The organism is Halomonas citrativorans (assembly GCF_014898005.1).
In the GTDB taxonomy this organism is placed as follows: Bacteria; Pseudomonadota; Gammaproteobacteria; order Pseudomonadales; family Halomonadaceae; genus Vreelandella; species Vreelandella citrativorans.
Genome location: NZ_JABUYX010000011.1, coordinates 36,589 through 58,843, shown reverse-complemented (window position 1 = coordinate 58,843; position 22,255 = coordinate 36,589). Strand labels below are relative to the sequence as shown.

The window sequence follows — 22,255 nt, the reverse complement described above, 5'->3', positions numbered from 1 at the left end:
AGGGCTATTTGCCCAAGAGCCTAAACACAATGAGTCAAACTGCTAAAACCCGCGTCTTAACCGGTATTACGACGACCGGTACACCGCACTTAGGCAACTACGTTGGTGCGATTAAACCGGCGATTGAAGCAAGCCAGGACCCCAATGTTCAGTCGTTCTATTTTTTGGCGGATTACCACGCCCTGATCAAGTGCCAGGACCCTGCGCGCGTGCAAGCGTCACGCCTGGAAATTGCCGCTACCTGGCTGGCGCTTGGGCTGGATACCGACAACGCCATTTTTTACCGCCAGTCTGATTTGATTGAAGTTCAAGAACTCTCGTGGATGCTTTCCTGCGTGTGTGCCAAAGGCCTGATGAACCGCGCCCACGCCTACAAGGCCGCCGTGGCTGAGAACGAAGAAGCAGGCGACCAGGACGCGGACAAAGGCATCACCATGGGGCTTTTTGGCTATCCGGTATTGATGGCTGCCGATATCCTGATGTTCAACGCCAAAAAGGTGCCGGTAGGGCGCGACCAGATTCAGCATATCGAAATGGCACGTGATATGGCCGGGCGGTTCAACCACCTCTATAAAGGGCAGTACTTTACGCTGCCCGAAGCGGTGGTGAATGAGAAGGTGGAAGTGTTGAAAGGGCTGGACGGGCGCAAAATGTCCAAAAGCTATAACAATACGATTCCGCTGTTCTCACCCGAGAAAAAGCTTCAAAAGCTGGTGCGTAAAATCAAGACCAACTCGCTTGAGCCCGGCGAACCGAAAGACCCGGATACCTGCACCCTGTTCCAGATATACGCGGCATTTGCCAATGAGAGCGAAACGTCTGCTCTGCGTGAACAGTACGCCGCCGGTATTGGCTGGGGCGATGCTAAAAACCAGGTGTTTGAGTATATCAATGCGCAACTGAGCGAACCCCGCGAGCGCTACAATGCGCTAATGGATGACCCTGCCTATATTGAAGCGGTGCTGCAAAAAGGCGCTCAGCGTGCTCGGGAGGAGGCTGCGATAACCATGGATAAACTGCGCTCAGCGGTCGGCCTTGGGCGTTTTATTTAAGCTTATTAGCGGCTGAGTAACTAAAAACCCCTTCCAATTGGAAGGGGTTTTTTAATGCGAGCATCGAAAAGGTTTAGCCTTCGATAGGTGCGCGCCAATCGTCCGAGCCAGAGGTGCCGGCAACGGTGTGTTCCCAGTCAATCTTACGGTACGCCAAGGAGACGTCCATCAACTGGGTGAATTCTGACTTGTTAATGTCCTGAGCGTGCGGCATGCGCAGGTTGATATCAACAATAGTGGCATCCGTCAGTGACGTGGTGAAGAAGTGCTCTTGCTTGCCTTCCACAGAGGTGCGGTACCATTTCAGTGTCACATTGGGCAGCATCTCACCAGAGGCGAGAGCGTTATACATCAGTGGCACAGACTTGTTTAAAGCAACTGTGAAAACGAAGGGTTTGTGGGCGCGCTGACCGGAAGGCTGGCCTGACTGCGGGTCAGTTGGCACAGTGACGACATGCTTGAACTCTTGTACCAGCATTTCGTCTTCGTGGCCCTCAACGTAGATGTTGCCTACGGAATCAGGTGTAAAAGCACCGGCAGTAATGTTGCCCTGAGTTTGGCCTTCGATGCTGATATAACATGGTGTTGGCATAGTCTGCTCCTTGACGAAAAAGTGAATAATGTCCAGTGGACACGAATATAGAGGGCAAGTGCTATGCCATTGTTTTTTTTTGTTTATTATTCATAGGGTTATTTGTTTAGTTAGTTATAATTAGGCAATGGTTCGCTTGTTTTCAAGCAACTCCTTGCCTGCCTGGCAATAAATTGCTTGTTTTCGCGCTAGAAATAGGTATGTGCGTAACTTTGTGTATAAAAAGATTCTTTTTGTATCTTTGGGTAAGTAGTGTTGTTCGTGTTTGTTATTGGCTTGGCCTGTTTTACAGCTAAAAACAGCCTTGGCCTCCTCTTATTCTGTTTCCTTTCCATGAAGATTGCGCTTAAAAGTGGGTAATCATGTAAGCCATCACTGATAGTTTTTGTAAGATATTTCTTACAAGCGCCTTTTCTAAAAATATAATATTTAAGTCTTGCTCTAATATGCTGCGTTCTTCGCGGATAATCCGGTTAAATGGACGGTTTTTCACTGCCAGCGTTTTGTCTCCACTTTTTGGGGGCAGGTAGAGAATTTATCCCTGTTTCGCTAACGTTGCCTGATTGAGAATTGTTCACGGTTACATTAAGAAACTTCTTCCAGGGCGGAGTGACATGGCTAAACAAGGAACCGTTGCGCCTAAAGAGCGCATCAACATTAAGTACGTGCCAGCTACCGATGGCCAACAGGCTGAGACTGAGCTTCCGTTAAAATTGCTGGTTGTTGGCGATTTTAAAGGCGGTGAAGAAGAAACCCCTATCGAAGAACGTCAGGCTGTTTCGGTTGATAAAAACAACTTCCAGTCTGTTATGCGTGAAGCCGGACTGACGCTTCAAGCTGCTGTGCCTAATCGCTTGGACGATAGCGAAGAGCCGTCGGATATGGCGGTTGATCTCACCTTCAAATCGCTCGACGATTTCTCGCCAGATGCCATTGCCAAGCAAGTTCCCGAACTGCGTAAGCTGGTCGAGTTGCGCGAAGCCCTGGTAGCCCTTAAGGGGCCGTTGGGCAATGTCCCGGCATTTCGTGACCGTTTGCAGAAGCTTCTTGAGAACGATGATGCTCGCCAGCAACTTTTGAACGAGCTGGAACTGCTGGATACCGATAGCACGAGCGAATAACGGTTTATCGCAAGTAGCGCACCTATCAAACGGTAAAACGAATTCGAGGCACAGCAATGAGCAAAACGGCTAAGCAGCAAGCAGCAGTAACAGAAACAACAGAAGGTTCGCTTCTTGATCAGGTCATGGCCCAAACGCGGATGGCCCCGGCAGATGAAGGCTACGACGTTGCCAAGCAGGGCGTGGCTGCCTTTATAGCAGAGCTTTTGAACAGTAACGATGAAGCACCTACCGTCAATAAATCACTTGTTGATAGCATGATTGTTGAGCTTGATCGCAAAATTAGCTATCAAGTCGACGAAATTCTGCATGAACATGATTTCCAGCAGCTGGAATCTGCCTGGCGTGGTTTGAAGCTGCTCGTGGATCGCACTGATTTTCGTGAAAATATAAAATTAGACGTTCTACATGCAACAAAGCAGGAACTGCTTGAGGACTTTGAATTCGCCCCTGAAATAAGTCAAAGCGGTCTCTACCATCACGTTTATAACGCGGGATATGGTCAATTTGGTGGTGAACCTGTTGCCGGCATCATTGGGCATTACGATTTCACGCCTTCCACCCCGGACATGAAGCTTCTGCAGCACTCCGCAGCCGTAGGTGCAATGGCGCACGCTCCCTTCATGTCGTCGGTCGCGCCTTCCTTCTTCGGTATTGATAGCTTTGAAGAACTGCCTAACATCAAGGATTTCAAGGCTATTTTTGAAGGCCCGAAATACGCGCGCTGGCGCAGCTTGCGTGAGTCCGACGATGCACGCTACCTGGGGTTAACGGCGCCACGTTTTCTGCTACGCACTCCGTACGACCCTATTGAAAATCCGGTTAAAACCTTTAACTACCGCGAAACGGTTAGTGAAGATCACGAGCATTATCTCTGGGGCAACACCTCCTACCTGTTGGCCGAGCGCTTAACGGACAGCTTCGCTAAATACCGCTGGTGCCCCAATATTATTGGCCCGCAAAGTGGCGGTGCTGTCGAAAATTTGCCGGTGCACACTTATGAGGCTTTTGGCCAGCTACAAGCCAAAATCCCGACCGAAGTATTGATTACTGACCGGCGCGAGTTTGAGATGGCCGAAGAGGGCTTTATCTCACTAACCATGCGCAAAGGCAGTGACAATGCTGCTTTCTTCTCAGCTAACTCAGTGCAAAAGCCGAAGGTGTTTCCTAATACCGCTGAAGGTAAAGCGGCGGAAACAAACTTCAAGCTGGGTACACAGCTTCCCTACATGTTCATCATTAACCGCTTGGCGCATTACATCAAAGTGCTGCAGCGTGAGCAGATTGGTTCCTGGAAAGAGCGCCAGGATCTTGAACGCGAACTTAACGCATGGATTCGCCAATACGTAGCTGATCAGGAAAACCCGCCATCCGATGTGCGCAGCCGCCGTCCGCTGCGTGCCGCCTCGATTCAAGTATCCGATGTTGAAGGCGAGCCAGGCTGGTACCAGGTCTCAATGGCAGTACGCCCGCATTTCAAATATATGGGGGCAAATTTTGAGCTATCACTGGTCGGACGTCTCGACAAGGAATAAAGGGCTGGCGAGGTCATGGCAACTGGCAGTAGTAGCTTGTTAAGTAGTCGGTTGTTTGAACGCCTTGCTGCACCCCATCAACCTGCGACTCTTAAAGAAGAGGAGCGGTTGATGGAGGTGGTCGAGTCGATCAAACGTCACTTGGTTGAATTGCTTAATAGCCATCCAGGCAACAGCCCCTGCGCGCCTGAACTGGGCCTGCTTGATTTCAATGACGCCACCATTGGTGTGCTGGACCTGGAACTCAACATCCAGCAGGCCATTCGCCAATGCATTGAACAATTTGAACCGCGTGTAAAGCGGGTTGATGTCGAGTCGCTGCCCAATTCCGGCGACCCGTTGCAGCTGCATTTTCAGGTTCATGCAACGGTAGCGTTAGGCAGGGACAGTGCGCTCACCACTATAGATCTACTGTTAAACAACAAGCGTTATCAGTGTCTCAATTGATGGACCCAAGGGGCACACATGCTCAACCGTTATTATCGCGATGAACTCAATTTTTTAAAACGCCAGGGACGCGAGTTTGCTGAAGCAAACCCGAGCCTGAGCCGGTTTCTGTCTGAACGAAGCACGGACCCGGACGTTGAGCGGTTGCTTGAGGGCTTTGCATTCCTGACCGGGCGCATGCGAGAAAAAGTGGAAGATGAGTTCCCGGAACTTACTCACTCATTGATCAGCATGTTGTGGCCGAACTACTTGCGGCCCGTGCCAAGCATGACCGTTGTGCAGTTCACGCCCATGTGGCACTCCTTGAGCCAGCATCAGCAGGTGAGCCGGGGAACCGAGCTTGCCAGTAACGCTGTTGAAAACACGTCTTGTCAGTTTCGTACCTGTCATGACGTTAGGCTTTATCCGCTGGAGCATGCAGGTGTAGAGGCGCGGCACACGCGTGAAACCTCACTTGTCGAGCTAGCGATGGATGTACAAAGTGACCAGCCCATGAACGAAATGGGGATAACGTCACTGCGTTTGCACTTGGGAGGCGATACTTACACAGCGCGCACGCTTTATTTGTGGATGAGCCATTACCTTTCACGTCTTGAACTCGACATTGATGGGAACCGTCAAACGCTTCCTGCCAGTGCGCTGAAGGCCGTGGGGTTTGAGCGTGAGCAGGCATTGCTACCCTATCCAAGCAATGTGCACCAGGGGTATCGCATACTGCAGGAGTATCTCTGTTTTCCAGAGGCATTCCATTTCTTTGATGTGCTGGGACTGGATCAGGCGCTACCGGCAACGCCTGCGCAACGGGTCACGCTTCGGTTTGTTTTTGCGCGGCCGTTGCCTACGGATGCTCGCCTCCAAAACGAACACCTGGCGCTTTACTGTACGCCTGCCATTAATCTTTTTGAGCATGATGCAGAGCCTATCGACCTGACGGGCGAGCGTAGCGAGTACCGCATTAGGCCCAGTAGTAAGGCGCCCTCGCATTATGAAATATTCAGCGTGGATAATGTGTCAGGCCGCCTGGAAGGCGAACAAAGTAGCTCGCAGACCGTTTCGCGGCGATATGTTCCCTTTGAGAGTTTTCAGCATCAGATTGAACGGGATAGAGGGCGCCAAGCGCTTCACTTTCGTGTGCGTGTTGGCAATAGCCTGCGCAGCGATGGGTTTGATCACGATATTGCGTTTATACGTGAGGATGAGCAGGAGTGCCTGGGGCGCCGGGAAACCGTTTCTCTTGCGCTGACCTGTTCCAATCGGGAACTGCCAGAGCAGCTAACCGTTGGCGATATATGTGTCGGCACGGAAAAAAGCCCCTCGTTTGCCACGTTTTCCAATATTACCCGGCCCACTCCCGTGCTTCGGCCAGCCATTGACGATGGGTTGTTATGGATACTGATTTCAAACCTGTCGCTTAACTATCTTTCGCTGCTCAATCGCGATGCGCTGTGTTCGGTATTGAGAGCGTATGACTTCCGCGCCCTGGTTGATCGTCAGGCCGAGCGCATTGCCCAAAAACGTTTGGCGGGCATTATCAGTATCGACACACAGCCGGTTGATCGTCTTCGTAAAGGCCTACCGGTGCGCGGTTTGCGCTCCGTCATGACGCTTGATCAGGATGCGTTCGGCGATGAAGGCAGTTTGTACCTGTTTGGCAGCGTGCTCGCCCGCTTCTTATCACTTTACGCCAGCATTAATTCGTTTCACGAGTTGCAGGTCATTAATCGCCATAACCAGGAACGCTACGTATGGAGCCTACAGGAAGGGCAACAGCCACAGATGTAGCGTTGGCACCCCTGATTCAAAAGGCGCGCCGCTACGAGTTTTTTCAACTGGTCGAACTGCTGCACCGGCATCACGAAGATGATCAGGAGCAACGCCATAGTGAGGGCGTGCCTTCTTTTCAACGGGTGCGCTACAAGGCCTCATCCTCGCTCGGTTTTCCGGGAAGCGATGTGTTGGCACTGGGCGTTGGTGAGCGTGGCCAGTATGAAATGGAAGTGAGTTTCCTGGGACTGCAGGGGGCGCAATCTCCGTTACCCAGCTACTACCTGGAGGCACTGGCGCATGAGTCTGCGCATCAGGAGGGCGCGGCAGGCGACTTTTTGGATTTTTTCAATCATCGCCTGTTGACCCTGATGCATCAGAACTGGCGGAAGTATCGTCACTACGTGCGCTATCAGGACAATGCGCGGGATGGCTTTTCAGCAGCCGTCTTTGCATTGGTGGGGCTTGCCGACAGTGACCTGCGCGGCGAGACCCCCATCAACTGGAGCAAGATGCTGGCTTATGCGGGGCTTCTGGCAGGTCGCTCACGCTCGCCGGATGTGGTCACTGGTATCGTCAGCCACTGCTTTGACTTGGCCAGTGTGGACATCGAGGAGTGGGTTCACCGTTGGGTGGAGATCCCGCTGAACCAGCGTAGCCGCATGGGAATGACGGGAATGACGCTGGGTGAGGACATGGTCGCAGGCGAGCGTGTGGCCGATGTAAAAGGCAAATTTGCGCTGTGTCTGCGTGGCTTGACCCTGGAGCGTTTCCGAGACTTTCTGCCCGATGGGGAAGAGCATCAACCGCTAAAGACGTTGGTTAGCTTTGTACTGCGAGAGCCGCTCGCCTATGACCTGGAGCTTGAGCTGCTGGAAAGTGAGGTTAAGCCCATGCGCTTGGGTGATGGTGGATCATGTCAGTTGGGCTGGACAACGTTTGTAGACCCTGATGGTGACGATACCTCTACGCGTCGCCGTGTACGCATTCAGATGATGAGTTAACGCATGCAAGTCGATCCGTTTGACGCCGTGACCTTAGTGGTTATGAACAGCGAACAGCTGGAAGGCTGTTCGTCCAGTAGCTATGTCTTCCAGGGGGAGGGAGGAACGCTTGGCAGCAGTGATTACGATGACTGGTTGCTACAGGACCACGCCGGAAAAGTGCGCCCTCAGCATGCCGAGATTACCAGGATGGATGGCAAGTTTTGCCTGATTGACTCAAGCGGCCACACGTATATCAATCGCGCCACGCTGCCGGTAGGGCGCAATCGTAAAGTTGCCCTGCGCGATGGTGATGAGCTGACGATTGGCGTCTATCGCCTGAAAGTACACTCAGGCGACCGGCACGCCTGGCAGCCTGGGGTCCATTCGCTCACCACGCTGATTGATGAAGAGCAAGACGACGTCACGGCGCATGAACATGCCGCTTGGCCGGTGGGAAGTAGGCAGGAGCGGCAACACCCTACTCAGCAGGAAGACCCTATAGAAGCGTTAGGCGGTGTTGTGCCCGGGGCCATGCAGCATGACCCCATGGTCGCGCTTGATAAGGAGGCCGCGCCACCCTCCACGTTGGAGCCATTGGATGCGAATCCCGGCTCGTACCGTAGCCACGCCAACGAGTGGCCACAGAAAGAGCATCGCGATGACGCGGTGCGCCTTCCCGATATCAAACCCTTGAATGGCACGACAAAACAGAGGAGCAGTGGCATGGATGAACGGCAGCTAAACGACTTGGAGCGCTCTGTTGGCGAACAGTTAGAAGATCGCTGGCAGCAGCCAACCACTCAGGCGCTGGGTCATATAGGTGCCGACCCGTTGCTGAGAGGGTTAGGGCTTGATCTGCCTTTTCGAAATAGTGAAGAACAGCAGGCGTTCCTGGAAGAGGCGGGCCATACGCTACGCGCTACTATCGATGGTCTCCGGTTACTGCAACAGAGCCAAAACGATAGCAAGTACCCGCTTCGCGATCGGCGTTTGCAGCCTATTGAAGATAATCCTATCCGGCTTGGCCTGTCGTTTGAAGAGACGGCAGAAACCATGTTCTCTGCACAACGCAGCCCCGTTCACCTGTCAGCCCCTGAAGCGGTTGCTGAAAGCCTGCGTCATCAAGGGCAGCATCAGGCAGCGGTTGAAGAGGCCATCGGTCAAGCGCTGGGTGCCATTTTGGATGCCTTCTCTCCCGAGGCGTTGCTCAAACGTTTTCACGCCTATCGAGGCGCTGGAAATCGCATTGAGAACGAAGATGGCTGGGCCTGGGAGATGTATCAGCACTATTACCGCGAGTTGAACTCTGGCCGTCAGCAGGGCTTTCAAAAGCTTTTCTGGGAAGTGTTTGAGCAAGGCTATGACCAGTCCGTACGCCGCCAGCAACGGGAGGGTGCATGAGCGCCTCAGGCCTGAGCGTGACGCTAATTCGCCTTGCCGGGCTGTTCTGCGTGCTTCTTCTGTTGGCCGGTTGTGCATCGACTCGGGAGGCTGCGGGTAAAACGTGGCAGGTAATGCGCGATCCCTCCATTCCCGTCGGCTACCCCGAAGAGCGCCCCACGACGGTGGATCTCAGCATGGTGGCCGAGCCCAACATGAACCCCAATGTGGAAGGCGATGGCGCGCCGCTACGTTTTCAGGTGCTACAGCTGAAAGATGACTCCATGTTGATGGCTGCTGACTTAAGCCAGCTGCAGGAAGACCTGGAGGGAGCGCTGGGTACGAATTACCTGACCCATGACGACTTTACCTTGCTGCCGGGCCAGTGGAAGTTCTATGAACCGTTCGCGGTTGATGAAGAAACACGCTACATCGGGCTAATTGCTTTTTATGCCACGCCTAACGAGGCGGAATGGAAAAAAGTCGTGAAAGTAACCAGCAGTGGAGAGCATTACCACCTGTTGGTTCACCTCCGTGACAATGAAGTTGAGCTAAGGAAGGAGGAGTAATGGCTAGCCGGAATCGAGTGGTATGGAGCGAAGGCCTGTTTATCAAGCCTCAGCACTTCCAACAGCAGCAACGTAGCCTTGAAGGGCTGTTGGACACGCGTCTAAAAGGGGTCAGCCACTACCTTTACGGGTTTTTGTCCCTTGAGTTGAATAACGAATTTCTAAGCTTTGGGCGGGTAGCGATCAGTCGGGCCAGCGGTGTCATGCCTGATGGCGTGGCCTTTCATTTGCCTGTCGACGATGTCGAGCCAACGCCGCTTGAAATTGATGATGCAAGCATCACCAACCAGGTCGTCTATCTTGGCTTGCCGCTGGCAACCGATGGGGTGGGCGAGGTGCGCTGGCCAGGCGATGACCTTCCTGCCCGTTATCGTCACGCATCGCGTAGCGTACGGGATCTTCACTCACAAGATGGCGCCACCGCCGAACTTGAAGTCGCCAGGGTGTCGCCGCGCTTACTGCTGGAGCGTGATGACCGCAGTGGCTATGCCTGTCTAGCCGTGGCGCGCATCGTTGAGCGTCGGCCAGACGGTAGCCTGGTATTGGATGAACAGTTCCTGCCCACCCTGCTAAACGTGCAAGCGGCGCCGGGGTTACAGCGCTTTGTGGGCGAAATGGCGGGCCTGATGCGCGAGCGCGCTCGCAATATCGCCCAGAGGCTTTCTACGCCCCACCAGGCAGGCGTTGCGGATGTGGCTGATTTTATGCTCCTTCAGCTGCTTAATCGTGCTCAGCCTCGCTTCCAGCATCTGGCGCGTTTGGGGCAGCTGCATCCTGAGCGTCTCTACGACACCATGCATGAAATCGCCTGTGAGCTGGTGACTTTTACGGATGAGTCCCGGCTGCCGCCCGAATGCCCGGCCTACGACCATGATCACCCCGAACGGGCCTTCAAGCCGTTGATGAAAATGCTGCGCCAAGCGCTTTCTACCGTGCTTGAACCACGGGCAGTGGCTATCCAGTTGCAGTCACGCCGCTTTGGCCTGCTGGTCGCACCGCTTTCTGATCTCAGCCTGATCGAATCTGCCGAGTTTATCCTTGCCGTGCGCGCTGACATGCCCAACGAGCGCCTGCGCAAGCTGTTTCTTCAGCAAACCAAAGTCGCCAGCGTCGAGCGGATCCGTGATCTTATTAGCCTGCAATTGCCCGGCATACCGCTTGAGCCGCTGCCGGTGGCACCTCGCGAGCTGCCTTATCACGCAGGCTACACCTACTTCCAGTTGGACCGCCAAAGCGAAGCGTGGGGAATGCTTAACGGTGCCAGCGGCTTTGCGTTCCACGTGGCCGGGGAGTTTCCGGGGTTGGAAATGCAGTTCTGGGCGATCAGGAGTTAAACCATGCAACATCTTGTCACTGATGGGCAACGCTCGACGCGTGGGGTTGCCGCGCCGCAAAAAATGCGCCACGAGGACCTCATTAACGAGCGAGGGTTAGAGCACCTCATTCATAGCCATGCAGAGCAGCTGGACGCTGACGAGGACTACTGGTTCCGGCTGCGCGGGCATAACCTGAATCCCTTGGTAGATGCTGCCAGCAGCCTGTTAGGCATGGTGGTTAGAGTTCGCCAACTTGATAGCGCGAGTGATATCGAGCGTCTTTACCGCCAAGTGGTGGATGAAATTGCGGCTATTGAGATCGAACTGACCGAGCAGGGCTATGATCGCGCCACGCTGCTTGCCTACCGCTATGTGCTTTGCTCCTTTATCGACGAAGCGGTGATGGGTATGCCTTGGGGGCGGCAAAGCAAGTGGGCCGAACACTCGTTGTTAACCCGGTTTCATAACGAAACATGGGGAGGCGAAAAAGTGTTCTCCATTCTGGCGCGCCTGCAGCAAGAGCCTCAGCGCTATCGCGACATGCTGGCCTTTATCTACCTGTGCCTGTGTCTTGGGTTTGAAGGCCGTTATCGCGTCATGTCCCATGGCCGCGATGAATATGAACAGATTGTTCGCGCGCTAGGCGACCAGCTCTCCTCTCTGGAACAACCCGCTGAAGACACACTGACTCAGCCGCTTAAAAACGTGGTGCAGGGGCGCTCTCAGCGCACGGGTAGTTTTCCGACCTGGGGAATTTTTGCGCTCTTCGGCATCGCCATGGTGGCTGTTTATCTAGGGTTCTCATGGTCGCTTGATCAGCAGGCCGAACAGATTACGACGCTTCTTAACCAACTTTATCGCTAGGAGATACCATGCTCAGGGTAGAGCTACCGGCGCTTATTGACCGCCTTAATACGATTGCTCGCCAAGGGCTTGAGCAAGCGGCCGTGCTGTGCGCGCAGCAGCAGGCGCCTGAGGTTACCGCCGGGCATTTGCTACAGGCGATGCTTGATCAACCCCTATGCGATGTACGCTGTATCTGTGAAGACCTTGAGGTCGATACCGCTGCCTTGCGTGCCCAGTTGGCAGAAGAAACGCGCCCGCCGCGCAATCTGGAGGTGGCAACTCCCAGCTTTTCACCGTTGCTGGTTGAACTGCTCCAGGATGCGTGGCTACTGGCATCCACCGAGTACCAGCATCAGACGCTGCGTAGCGGTGCCGTCTTTACTGCTCTTTTGCATAACCCGGAGCGCTATCTTGGCGCGGGTTCAGTGCGTTTGCTTGCCGAGATTAACCGGGAAAACCTGCGCCGCCACCTTAACCGCTTGACGGCTGATTCGGCAGAGGCGCCTCAGGAAGCGAGTGCCAGCACTCAGCGTGTAGGCACGCATGGCTCTGGCGATGATAGTGCGCTTGCACGCTTTGCGACCTCACTTACGGAGCAGGCACGCAAGGGTGAACTTGACCCTGTACTTGGCCGGGATCCTGAAATTGACCAGATGCTCGATATCCTTGGGCGTCGGCGTAAAAATAACCCTATTGTGATTGGCGATGCGGGGGTCGGCAAAAGTGCGGTGGTAGAAGGGCTGGCTGCACGTATTGTGGCAGGCCAAGTGCCTACCGCGCTGGCAGGTGTAGAGCTATTGACGCTGGACCTCGGCGCTTTACAAGCGGGTGCTGCGGTCAAAGGCGAGTTTGAAAAACGCCTTAAGGCGGTGATTGATGAAGTTAAAAACGCCCCGTGCCCCACGCTACTGTTTATCGACGAAGCGCATACGTTAATTGGTGCCGGTAATCAGGAAGGTGGTGGCGATGCGGCCAATTTATTGAAACCGGCGCTGGCGCGTGGCGAGCTACGCACGATTGCCGCGACGACCTGGCGCGAGTACAAAAAGTACTTTGAGAAAGACCCGGCGCTTTCACGCCGTTTCCAGCCCGTCGCGCTTTCCGAGCCCAGCGTCGATCAGGCCTTGGTCATTCTACGCGGATTACGAGACGTGTATGAGCGTGCCCACGGCGTACTGGTCGGCGACAGCGGCCTGCGCGCGGCGGCGTCTCTTTCTGCCCGCTATTTGGCCGGTCGTCAATTGCCGGATAAAGCCATTGATGTACTGGATACGGCGTGTACACGGTTGGCGCAAGCACTGGATACGCCGCCGCGCAAATTAAGTCACCTGCAAAGCGAGCACACCGCTGCCCTGCGCGAGCGCGATCACCTGGCTCGCGAACAGTTACTGGGCCGTGAACCAGATGCCTCGATGAGCCAAGCGCTTAACGAGCGTTTGATGTCGCTTGAAGCTGAACTCGCCACGCTTGAAGCCGCTTGGCACGAGCAGCGTGAATGCGTTGATGCGATTGTGACCCTGCACCGCCAACTGTTGGATGCCGATGGCGTCTATGACAGCGATCAAAACGACGATCAACATGCTGAACTTGCCGAGCGTGAACAACAGCTGGCGCGACTGCAGCAGTCTCATGCGCTGGTCAATCCAAGCGTTGAAGAGGCCCAGATCGCTCAAGTCATTGGTGACTGGACGGGCGTACCGGTTGAGCGGATGACCAGCGATGAGCTGACGCGTTTGACCGAACTCCCCGCTCACTTGGGCGAACAGATTCAAGGCCAGAACACGGCGATCGAACGTATTCACCGCCATCTGCTGACGGCGCGTGCCGATTTGCGTCGTCCGGGTCGCCCGTTAGGTGCTTTCCTGCTTGTTGGCCCGAGTGGCGTGGGTAAAACGGAAACCGTGGTACAGATTGCCGACCAGCTGTACGGCGGTCGCCAGTTCCTGACCACTATCAATATGTCTGAGTATCAGGAAAAGCACACGGTTTCACGGTTGATAGGTTCTCCTCCTGGCTATGTAGGGTTTGGCGAGGGCGGGTTACTGACCGAAGCGATACGCCAGCGCCCTTACTCGGTGGTCCTGTTGGATGAAGTCGAGAAAGCTCACCCTGATGTGCTGAATCTCTTCTACCAGGCGTTCGATAAAGGCGAGCTGGCCGATGGCGAAGGGCGACTGATCGATTGTAAAAACGTACTGTTCTTCCTCACCTCTAACCTGGGCTACGAAGCGATTGTGGCCCACGGGCAGAATGCCACAGCGCTGGATGCGGCGCTTTATCCCGTGCTTGCCGAGTTTTTCAAACCGGCTCTGCTGGCGCGCATGGAAGTGGTGCCTTACTTGCCGCTGGATAGCGATACGCTGCGCGACATTGTTAAAGCCAAGCTCAATACCCTGTCAGCCCGTATCCGTGAGCGTCATCGTCAGGCGGATGTGGTGCTGGAAGAGGCCTTGGCTGAGGCGATATGTGCACGTGCCACACGCAGCGAAAACGGCGCTCGTATGTTGGAGTCAGTGATCGATGGTGAGCTGCTGCCGCCGCTTTCCAAGGCACTGCTTGAGCGCATGGCGCGCCGTGAGGCGGTTTCCAGCGTAGTGCTGGGCGTCGACGCGCAAAGCGGCACCTTCACGGCAGAGGTTGCCTAGCCCATGACGGAGCCTGCTGTTCCCACTACCGCTGGTTCGGCGCTATCGGCTGAGCTTTCGGCCATGCCGTTGGCGTTAACCCTGGTGGAGAGCCTCAGCGCTGCTGCTCTGCGTCAGCGCTCGGCCACGCTCTTGCAGCGCCACCTTGGGTTGGCGCTCGCGGAGTGCCTTTACATTGATGGGAGCGGGCGCTGGCTGGGTCGAGATGTCGGCGAGGACCAGTTCGACTGCGGCGACTTTCATCATCCCTATGCGCATGTTATTCGCAGTGGCAAGCCGCTGCTGCTTAGCGTTGCTGATGCACGCATTCGCTTGGATCATCCCGGCTTCCAGTCCCAGGTGGCATCGCTAGGCGCTTCACTGCATCTTCACATTCGGCCACTGCGTGGAGGGCAAAGCGGGCGTGAATGGTTGGGAGTAATCGTGCTGGCGGGTACGCAAGCACGGTTGAAGGTGCTCGCTGAAGATCCCGGCATGGCAGCGTTTGAAGGGCTTCTGTGTCGGCTATGGACGCGACTTGCCAGGGAGCAGGGCGAGCGTCACCGCTCGCAGATACTGCAAGACTCCTTGACCAAACTGAACGATGGCGCGCGGCGTCAGGCGCTGGCTGATCGGCTAGCTGAGGAGCTGCTCGGACACTCTAGCGCCATGCAGGCACTGCGTCGGCATATCGTACGAGCGGCAGAGACAAACCTGGCGGTACTTTTGCAAGGTGAAACCGGTACCGGCAAGGATCGCGTAGCGCGCGCCATGCACCAGCTTTCGGCGCGCGCGGAAGGCCCCTTTATGGCGATCAATTGCGCCGCCATCCCTGAAACGCTGCTGGAGTCTGAATTGTTTGGGCATGGTAAGGGCGCGTTCTCGGGGGCTGAGCATGCTCGAGAAGGGCTTATCAGTCAGGCTGATGGCGGTACGTTGTTTCTCGATGAGATCGGGGATATGCCGCTGGCGCTGCAAGCCAAGTTGTTACGCGTACTCGAAAGCGGTCGCTACCGCCCGCTGGGAGAAAACGAGGAGCGCTGCGCCGACCTGCGCGTGGTGGCTGCAACGCACCAGCCACTGCGTGAACAGATCAAGGAACAGCGATTTCGTGCGGACCTTTACTACCGGCTCGGTCAGTTTCCGATCACCCTGCCGCCCCTGAGCGAGCGCCGGGATGATATCGCCCAGCTAGCACAATCCTTTATTACCGATTTCTGCGCCCGAGAGGGGCGCGACGAAATGGGAATTACCCCAGCGGCCTTGCGCCTGCTTTATCGTCGGGAGTATCCGGGCAACGTCCGTGAGCTTAAAAACGTGATTGATTACGCCTGTGCGATGACACCTCACGATGCAGACATTGATACGTACCTGCTGCCCGGCGAGCAAGGTGGCTTTTTAACCGGCAGCGGTTTGGAAGAAACGCCGCCACCTGGCGAAGACGCTACGCTGGCACTGCCCAACGACATTGTTGATCTTCGCCAAGCGATGCGTGATATCGAATCCATCATTATTCGTCAGCGATTGAGTCGCTTTGGTGGTAATCGTGCGCAAACGGCGCAAAGCCTTGGGCTGCCCAAGCGAACTCTGGCTCATAAATGTCAGCTACTGGAACTGGATATTAAATGAACGCGATGCTGCTAAAACGCCAGTGGACCATCGGTGGCTTGCTGATGCTCTGCCTGTTGGCCTGTGCGCCTTCAAAGGCAGATGAACAAAGCGGATTGCTTAAGAGCGCTCAAACCTGTGCGGAAGAGACCTCGCGCCTGGAGCGACTGAATTGCTATGACGCGCTTTTTCTGGAGGCAAATCTCAGTGTTGGTGAAAACGAACTGCCCGCGCTCTGGCGAGCCATTGAGCGTCAGGAGTCAGCCCGGCCTGATGACAACGTTGGGCTGATAGTGAATGAATCCGGCGAGAGCGTGCTGATCAGCGTGCCCGCACTGGGAACGACACCACCCAGGCCCATCATGGTGGTGGCCTGCGAAAGGCTGATCACTCGTTTCCAGCTACATCTTCCCACGCCTATCAGCGGTGCCCGAGTGGACCTGCAGATCACAGGAAATGGGCGTGCAGTGCAGCAGCAGTGGCGCATACGCGACGGTGGCCGGGTCGTTAGTGGTGGGCGTGGACTACCTGCCATCGACACGCTGCGCCAATTGCTTGATGCCAATGAAGTCACGCTGCGCAGCGATATAAAAGAACTGGATGGACTGCGTTTTAACGTGGCGGGGCTGCGCCAGGACATTGCCCCGCTACGCGAAGCGTGCCGCTGGTAAGGAAGGTTTTATGCGCATTACTGCCGAGTCACAACTAGCCCCCTTACTGGCACCCTTGGCCGCCAATGCTCAGGGGGAGCAGGTGGGCGTTCCCGTTGAAGATAGCAATGACTATCTGACGCTGGATGAGGAAATGATGAAGATAGGTTCGCTCCAGCACGCAACGGTGGAGTGGGACGTCGCCGAGGCGCTGGCCATCCGTATGCTGAGCGAGCGAGGCAAGGACCTAAAAGTGCTGGGGCATTTGATGCACTGTATGCAGCACGGTAGTAGCGGCGTGCGCTTTGCACTCTCGCTTCGTTTGCTTGCCCGGAGTATTGCCCAGCCCTGGTGGGAACAGGCTTACCCGTTTGCAGGAAAACGCGGCGCCAAGATGCGCCCCAGGCTGTTTCAGCAGTTAATCCAGCGCAGCGTCAAGCTCGTATCAACGCTCGATTTTCACAATGCCGATGATGAGTTTGAAGCGTGCCAATCCTCGCTGAAAGAGCTTGAGCATCAGGTGGCCGAGAAGTCGCTGCCGGACGAGGCGGTTGCCGAATTAAGCCGCCAGTTAAACGCCAAGCGGCCCACTCAACAGCCTGCGCAAGCCGCTTCTCAAGCGCCTTCTCAAGAGTCATCCGGGCAGGCAGCAGGGCAATCTGCTGGCCGCCAGGAGCAGGCCACCACCACGCCTTCAGCGGCCAAGGCGCCTGAGCTTCGCCTGGAGGCGGGAAACGAGCGTTCTAACCGTCAAGCGCTGCTCAAGATGGCGGAGTTTTTAGGCGAGCAATCGCCAGGAGAACCCTTAGCCTACCGCCTGCGCCGTTATGCGGTATGGAGCACGATTCAAGCGCTGCCCGCCGCCAAGGAGAACGGCAAAACTGAACTTGCGCCGGTGTCGGCTGATCGTGTCGCTGATTATCGTGAGGCGCTAGCCAAGGGGGGAGACAACGAGCTTTGGCAGCGTATCGAAAATAGCCTGGCGCTAAGCCCCTATTGGTTGGAAGGGCATCGCCTGAGCGCCGGGCTTGCCAAGCAGCTTGGCCACACCCGCTGCGCGGAGGCGATCCGAGATGAAACACTGCGGTTTGTAGAGCGCTTGGCGGGTATCGAGGCGCTTACTTTTAACAGCGGCGCTTTGTTTGTTGATGAAGAAACGAAGCGCTGGCTATACAGCACCGAAAACAGCGGCGGCGCGGTTGGGGGTGGCGAGGCTTGGCATGCCGGGCTTGAAGAGGCGCGCGAAGCCGTGGAAAGCGGCGATATAGGCAAGGCGCTAAAGGTGCTTGATCAGGGCCTAAGCAGTGCCAGAACACCAAGGGAAAGTGCGTACTGGCGACTGGCCAGTGCTGATTTGCTGCATGAGACAGGGCTGGAAAGCCTGGCTCAGCAGCACTATCGCACGTTGCAGCAAACGGTAACTGCGCTTGCGTTAGAGCAGTGGGAACCCGCGTTGGTATCACGCTTGAACGCTGCGGTCCAAGAAACGCACTGATAACGGTCATCATTAAAGGGACGAGGGATAAGGCTAATGTGGTCAACCATAACGTCGAAGCTGAGCCGCTGGGTGCCTGGCTTGTCGCGGGCGCAAACAGCAAAAAATCGAGCCAATGCTCACGGCAATAAAGCCAAAGGGCTGCTGCGGCTATCCACGCTGCTATGGGCGCTACTGTTGGTTGTCCTAGTGGTCGCAATCTGGTGGTTGGGGCCACGCTGGGAAGTGGGTGACATGATGCCTCTTGCCCCGCTGACCAACCGCCTGCTGGCAACGCTAGCGGTCGTAACGCTCGTTGCTGTTATATGGGGCGTACGTCTTGCCCGGCGGCTACGCAGCCTGGATGACGAGCGCCAGCAAGAAGAAGCGCGCCTGCAAGACCCGATCATGTCTCAGGTTGAGCGTCAGGAAACCTCTCTTAACCTTGCGCTCAACGAGATTTCCGACAGCCTGGGGGGCAGCAACAGCCGTTATCGCTTGCCGTGGTATTTGGTGATGGGCGTGGAAAATGCTGGAAAAACCAGCCTGATCAACCGCTCCGGCCAGAACTTTGCCCTCACCCATGTCATGAAAGCCTCGGGGCAGAGCAGTAAACAAGGCCAACTGGGGTTCGATTGGTGGATTGGCGATAAGGCCGTACTGATTGACCCTGATGGCGAGCTGTTAACCCAAGGGGCAATGGAAGGAGGCGAGCCTCAAGAGCTTCAGCGCAGGCTGTGGGACCACTTTGTTGGCTGGCTGGAGCGTAATCGCCCCCAGCGCCCGCTGGATGGTGTCGTGCTGGTGCTGGATCTTGCACGACTAAGCCATGCCCAGGTTGCCGTTCGCAAAGCCTATGCCGCGCTTCTGCGCAGCCGATTACGCGAACTGATGGAGCGTCACGGCACTCGCCTGCCCGTTTACGTCACGTTCAGCAAGATGGATTTGCTGCACGGCTTTGATGATTTCTTTCGTCACTACTCTCGTGCTGCTCGCCGAGCGCCGCTGGGCTTTACGTTTACCCCTGCATCCATGGACACCCCGGGCAAGTGGGAAGCAGAGTTCGAGGCCGACTACGACGCCATGCTGGCGCGCCTGAACCAACTGATGCCTTCCATGCTTTCCGAGTGCCGCGACCGTGAAGAGCGTGAATCCGTCTTCCGTTTTGTGCGGCAACTGGCAGGGCTGCGCGAGGTGCTGTTTGGCTTTTTGACGGAGGCACTTTCCAGTGACCGCTTTTCAACCGCTGCCATGGTGCGTGGTGCCTACTTTACGTCGGTGTATCAGCAAGGCGTGCCGGAAGACCCGTTCGTGGATGCTGCTGCCCGGCGCTATGGAATGGATGACAGTGTTCAGCCTGCTCATCGGGCCACGCGCAGCGCGCTCTACTTTACCGAAGAGCTGTTCGATAAGGTTATTTACCCGGAGGCGGGGCTTGCCGGTGACAACGCCCGAGTTACTCAACGGCGCAGGCGCGTGCGCAAGGCAAGCCTGGCGGCATGCCTGGTGCTAGGGGTTATTCTGGTAGGCGGTTGGACGCATTTTTATCAGAAAAACAGCGTATCGCTCGCGGCGGTTGAGCAGCGAGCAGAAACCTTTTTGGCCACCCAGCCTGAAGCCTTCCAGAGTGATGATCCCACTGGTTTTGAACTACTGGACCCACTTGACCGGCTGCGCTATGCCCTGGAAACGTTCGACGGATACCGCACACATACGCCTTATTTAGCGGATATGGGGCTGTATCAGGGGCATGTCATTGGTGCCCAGGTGGAACGTGCCTATCTTGCCATGCTGGAGCGTCAGTTCCTGCCCGCGCTGATGATCGGCATCATGGACGATATGAACCGCGCCGAAGAGGGCAGTAACACGAAGCTTTCTCTATTGCGTGTACTGCGCATGATGTCGGATGCCAGTGGCCGTCAGCCGGAGCGCGTTGAGCGATTTATGGCCAACCGCTGGCAGGGGAGCTTTCCCCAGCAGGGCGAGGTTCAGCAGCGACTATTGATGCATTTGGACTACGCGCTGGAACATAGCGACCTTGAAGGCCGTATTGCCGAAGGCAGCCCGAGCGCCGAGCAGGCTATGGCCCCGCTTCAGGGAAGTATTGCCGCCTCTCAGCAGGAGTTGTCACGCCAGCCCATCGACGAACGGGTATACGCTGCCCTTAAGGCCGCCGGTAATCGTCAAGGGGAGCCGTTGGACCTACGCCGCAGCGTGGGCACGCTGTTCAACACCGTGTTTATGTCGCGTAACGATGACCCTGAAAATGTGCGCTTGCCGCATCTGCTCACCCGCGATGGCTTTGAGAACTACTTCCTACAAGAGCTTGACCGGGCGACGGAGCTTGCTCTGATTGATGTCTGGGTGCTGGGTCAGCGCGATAACATCAATTTCAGCGAAGCCGACCGGCAGCAGCTTCAGGTGGCCCTGCGTGAGCATTATGTAGGGGATTACCATGCCAGCTGGCGCGATGCCCTGCGTGATACCCAGCTAGTGCCACTGCCCGATATTCATCAGGCCATTGTGGTGGCAGATGCTCTGGTGGGCAGTCAGCGTCCGCTTGACAGGTTGTTGGCCGCGGTGGAACGCAATACCAGCCTCTACCCCGAGCTCCCCGACGATGACGAGCAGGCCCGTGAGGCGCTCCGCCAATCGCAGCGTTACCAGCTTGCGTTTGCCATTGAGCAGCCGTTCACGCCCATCAATCAGCTAAGCCAAGCGCGTAACAATAATCCCTCTTCGCTTGAGGAGATTAAAACGGCGGTAACCGCGTTGCGTGATTACTTGATGGAGATTGAGGAGTCGAGCAATACAGGGCGTGCCGCCTTCGTTAGCGTGCGTGACCGCCTGTCGCTGCGCGGTAATGACCCCATCTACAACCTGCAGCGCATTGCCGATAGTACGCCAGAGCCGGTGGGCCGCATGCTGCACAACCTGGCCGACCAGAGCTGGCAACTGATGATGGCCAGTGCCACGCGTCACCTTGAAAGCCAGTGGCTGGATGACGTGGTCGCGCCCTATCAGGAGCGCCTGGCAGGCCGCTACCCGCTGGCGCCTAATGCCAGCCAGGAAGTGGCGCTGAGCGATTTTGAGGACTTCTTCGCCCCAGGTGGCACGCTGGACACCTTCTACCAGGACAGCTTGCAGCCTTTTATCGAAGGTGCGCCTGAGTACCTGGTGGATGCCGAAGGTAATTCGCTGCTGCGCGACAGCCTGTACACCGCCATTCAGCAGGCCGAGCAGATCCGTCGCGCCTACTTCAGCCGCGACGGCGCGCTGGACGTGGAGTTTGCGCTTGAACCCATCAGCCTTTCACCGGACAAGCGGCGCAGCGTGATCAGCGTCGATGGGCAACTGATCGAGTATGCCCACAGTGCTAGCCAGCGTGTGTCGATGATTTGGCCAAACGCGCTACGCGGCGGCACCGAAAGCCGCATCACCATGGTGCCGAGCGAGGTGAACCGCTCACCGCGCAGCGTTACCCAGGATGGCGCCTGGGCATGGTTTCGGCTTCTGGAACAGGCCGATATTACCAGTGTAAGCGAGCGCGAACTTGAACTCAGGTTCAACGTTGACGGCGGCACCATGCGCTATCGCCTGTTTGCCAACGGCGCGCCTAACCCCTTCACACGCCCGCTGGCGGCAGGCTTCCAACTGCCGTCTGCCCTTTACGCCGAGCGAGGTGGCAATGCTGACCAAACTTAAGCAGCTGTTTACCTCGGGCGGGGTAACGCCCGCCACACGCCAGCGTCATGGCGCAAAGCGCTCGCGCCCATTGGAGGATGCGCGCAACGAGGATATCGACAGCTTTATCGAGGCGGTGTATCACGCCGATGCAAAAGGCCACTCACCATGGGTGCTGCGCGATAAAAGCGTGCTCGACACGTTGCGTCGAGCGCTTGAATTCACCGTTAATCGCCAGGTGTGGATGCAGCGGGAAAATGGCCAGGTAGTGCACTGGCAGGGCCGCCTGCTAGCACTTCGTCATGGTGAAGGCCCACCGCTGGGTATGGTGCTTGTCTGTCGGCCTGATGACGAAGCCGCCTGGCAGCTCAAGTTTTTCTATATCAGTCGGGAGTGGAAGGGCAGTGGCCACGGTACTCGCCTGCTGATGGCGATACGGCGCAGCTTAAGTGGCGTACCACTGCAAACACGCCTGCCGCTGGCCTGCCATTCGGCCATCGACAGCCTGGAGGCGGCAGGCTTTACCCGTCAGCACGTGGATGCCCTGGAAGTGGCAAGTTACGAAGCCCCCGCTCAGTGGGATGAGTAGCCCGCCAGCACGACAGCA

Annotated in this window: 17 protein-coding genes; 16 read left to right on the top strand and 1 reads right to left on the bottom strand. The window is 56.3% G+C overall.

The genetic code is table 11. From position 1 onward, the window contains the following. Positions 1–29: 29 nt before the first annotated feature. Positions 30–1,052: a tryptophan--tRNA ligase gene (locus INT20_RS11530; protein WP_193054738.1), complete on the top strand. Its 1,023-nt coding sequence runs from the start codon at positions 30–32 to the stop codon at positions 1,050–1,052. Positions 1,053–1,125: 73 nt separating this feature from the next. Here the strand turns inward: INT20_RS11530 and INT20_RS11525 are convergent, their stop codons facing one another. Beyond that, on the bottom strand, positions 1,126–1,644 hold the full coding sequence (locus INT20_RS11525; protein ID WP_193054737.1) for an Hcp family type VI secretion system effector: 519 nt from the start codon (positions 1,642–1,644) through the stop codon (positions 1,126–1,128). A gap of 614 nt (positions 1,645–2,258) precedes the next feature. Between INT20_RS11525 and tssB the strand changes: the two genes are divergently transcribed. The 15 genes from tssB to INT20_RS11450 are packed head-to-tail and all read left to right on the top strand — an operon-like array spanning position 2,259 to position 22,237. Continuing rightward, positions 2,259–2,765: a type VI secretion system contractile sheath small subunit gene (gene tssB / locus INT20_RS11520; protein WP_193054736.1), complete on the top strand. Its 507-nt coding sequence runs from the start codon at positions 2,259–2,261 to the stop codon at positions 2,763–2,765. A 56-nt stretch (positions 2,766–2,821) separates the two neighbouring features. Next, positions 2,822–4,300 carry a type VI secretion system contractile sheath large subunit gene (tssC, locus tag INT20_RS11515; protein WP_193054735.1) on the top strand — a complete coding sequence of 493 codons (1,479 nt, stop codon included), beginning with the start codon at positions 2,822–2,824 and terminating at the stop codon, positions 4,298–4,300. A 15-nt stretch (positions 4,301–4,315) separates the two neighbouring features. Next, positions 4,316–4,747 (top strand): type VI secretion system baseplate subunit TssE, encoded by a 432-nt coding sequence (tssE, locus tag INT20_RS11510; RefSeq protein WP_193054734.1) that lies wholly within the window; start codon positions 4,316–4,318, stop codon positions 4,745–4,747. A gap of 18 nt (positions 4,748–4,765) precedes the next feature. Beyond that, the gene (gene tssF / locus INT20_RS11505) at positions 4,766–6,529 is read left to right on the top strand and encodes a type VI secretion system baseplate subunit TssF (protein ID WP_192528348.1); all 1,764 of its coding nucleotides are present in this window, start codon (positions 4,766–4,768) and stop codon (positions 6,527–6,529) included. Beyond that, positions 6,493–7,515 (top strand): type VI secretion system baseplate subunit TssG, encoded by a 1,023-nt coding sequence (tssG, locus tag INT20_RS11500; RefSeq protein WP_193054733.1) that lies wholly within the window; start codon positions 6,493–6,495, stop codon positions 7,513–7,515. The genes tssF and tssG overlap by 37 nt, the downstream gene beginning before the upstream one ends. A gap of 3 nt (positions 7,516–7,518) precedes the next feature. Beyond that, positions 7,519–8,898 carry a type VI secretion system-associated FHA domain protein TagH gene (tagH, locus tag INT20_RS11495; RefSeq protein WP_193054732.1) on the top strand — a complete coding sequence of 460 codons (1,380 nt, stop codon included), beginning with the start codon at positions 7,519–7,521 and terminating at the stop codon, positions 8,896–8,898. Continuing rightward, on the top strand, positions 8,895–9,446 hold the full coding sequence (gene tssJ, locus INT20_RS11490; protein ID WP_193054731.1) for a type VI secretion system lipoprotein TssJ: 552 nt from the start codon (positions 8,895–8,897) through the stop codon (positions 9,444–9,446). Before tagH ends, tssJ begins: the two co-directional genes overlap by 4 nt. Next, a complete protein-coding gene (gene tssK / locus INT20_RS11485) occupies positions 9,446–10,780 on the top strand; it encodes a type VI secretion system baseplate subunit TssK (RefSeq protein WP_192528352.1) in 1,335 nt (444 codons plus the stop codon). Before tssJ ends, tssK begins: the two co-directional genes overlap by 1 nt. 3 nt (positions 10,781–10,783) lie before the next feature. Next, the gene (gene icmH, locus INT20_RS11480; protein ID WP_192528353.1) at positions 10,784–11,626 is read left to right on the top strand and encodes a type IVB secretion system protein IcmH/DotU; all 843 of its coding nucleotides are present in this window, start codon (positions 10,784–10,786) and stop codon (positions 11,624–11,626) included. Between the two features lie 8 nt (positions 11,627–11,634). Next, complete coding sequence (gene tssH / locus INT20_RS11475; protein ID WP_193054730.1) at positions 11,635–14,253, top strand: type VI secretion system ATPase TssH; 2,619 nt, start codon at positions 11,635–11,637, stop codon at positions 14,251–14,253. Positions 14,254–14,256: 3 nt separating this feature from the next. Next, entirely contained in the window at positions 14,257–15,861 is a 1,605-nt protein-coding gene (locus INT20_RS11470) for a sigma-54 interaction domain-containing protein (RefSeq protein ID WP_193054729.1), read from the top strand. Next, positions 15,858–16,511 (top strand): type VI secretion system-associated protein VasI, encoded by a 654-nt coding sequence (vasI, locus tag INT20_RS11465; RefSeq protein WP_193054728.1) that lies wholly within the window; start codon positions 15,858–15,860, stop codon positions 16,509–16,511. The genes INT20_RS11470 and vasI overlap by 4 nt, the downstream gene beginning before the upstream one ends. Before the next feature lie 10 nt (positions 16,512–16,521). After that, complete coding sequence (gene tssA / locus INT20_RS11460) at positions 16,522–17,985, top strand: type VI secretion system protein TssA (RefSeq protein ID WP_193054727.1); 1,464 nt, start codon at positions 16,522–16,524, stop codon at positions 17,983–17,985. A 36-nt stretch (positions 17,986–18,021) separates the two neighbouring features. Beyond that, entirely contained in the window at positions 18,022–21,669 is a 3,648-nt protein-coding gene (gene tssM / locus INT20_RS11455; RefSeq protein WP_193054726.1) for a type VI secretion system membrane subunit TssM, read from the top strand. Next, positions 21,653–22,237, top strand: a complete 585-nt coding sequence (locus tag INT20_RS11450; RefSeq protein ID WP_192528359.1) for a GNAT family N-acetyltransferase — start codon at positions 21,653–21,655, stop codon at positions 22,235–22,237. The genes tssM and INT20_RS11450 overlap by 17 nt, the downstream gene beginning before the upstream one ends. Positions 22,238–22,255 lie beyond the last annotated feature (18 nt).

Coding starts and splice junctions, on each gene's coding strand:
- tssA (WP_193054727.1), top strand. CDS start 16,522: ATGCGCATTACTGCCGAGTCACAACTAGCCCCCTTACTGGCACCCTTG.
- tssF (WP_192528348.1), top strand. CDS start 4,766: ATGCTCAACCGTTATTATCGCGATGAACTCAATTTTTTAAAACGCCAG.
- tssH (WP_193054730.1), top strand. CDS start 11,635: ATGCTCAGGGTAGAGCTACCGGCGCTTATTGACCGCCTTAATACGATT.
- tssK (WP_192528352.1), top strand. CDS start 9,446: ATGGCTAGCCGGAATCGAGTGGTATGGAGCGAAGGCCTGTTTATCAAG.
- tssE (WP_193054734.1), top strand. CDS start 4,316: ATGGCAACTGGCAGTAGTAGCTTGTTAAGTAGTCGGTTGTTTGAACGC.
- vasI (WP_193054728.1), top strand. CDS start 15,858: ATGAACGCGATGCTGCTAAAACGCCAGTGGACCATCGGTGGCTTGCTG.
- tagH (WP_193054732.1), top strand. CDS start 7,519: ATGCAAGTCGATCCGTTTGACGCCGTGACCTTAGTGGTTATGAACAGC.
- icmH (WP_192528353.1), top strand. CDS start 10,784: ATGCAACATCTTGTCACTGATGGGCAACGCTCGACGCGTGGGGTTGCC.
- tssC (WP_193054735.1), top strand. CDS start 2,822: ATGAGCAAAACGGCTAAGCAGCAAGCAGCAGTAACAGAAACAACAGAA.
- INT20_RS11530 (WP_193054738.1), top strand. CDS start 30: ATGAGTCAAACTGCTAAAACCCGCGTCTTAACCGGTATTACGACGACC.
- INT20_RS11450 (WP_192528359.1), top strand. CDS start 21,653: ATGCTGACCAAACTTAAGCAGCTGTTTACCTCGGGCGGGGTAACGCCC.
- tssG (WP_193054733.1), top strand. CDS start 6,493: ATGGAGCCTACAGGAAGGGCAACAGCCACAGATGTAGCGTTGGCACCC.
- tssJ (WP_193054731.1), top strand. CDS start 8,895: ATGAGCGCCTCAGGCCTGAGCGTGACGCTAATTCGCCTTGCCGGGCTG.
- tssB (WP_193054736.1), top strand. CDS start 2,259: ATGGCTAAACAAGGAACCGTTGCGCCTAAAGAGCGCATCAACATTAAG.
- tssM (WP_193054726.1), top strand. CDS start 18,022: ATGTGGTCAACCATAACGTCGAAGCTGAGCCGCTGGGTGCCTGGCTTG.
- INT20_RS11525 (WP_193054737.1), bottom strand. CDS start 1,644: ATGCCAACACCATGTTATATCAGCATCGAAGGCCAAACTCAGGGCAAC.
- INT20_RS11470 (WP_193054729.1), top strand. CDS start 14,257: ATGACGGAGCCTGCTGTTCCCACTACCGCTGGTTCGGCGCTATCGGCT.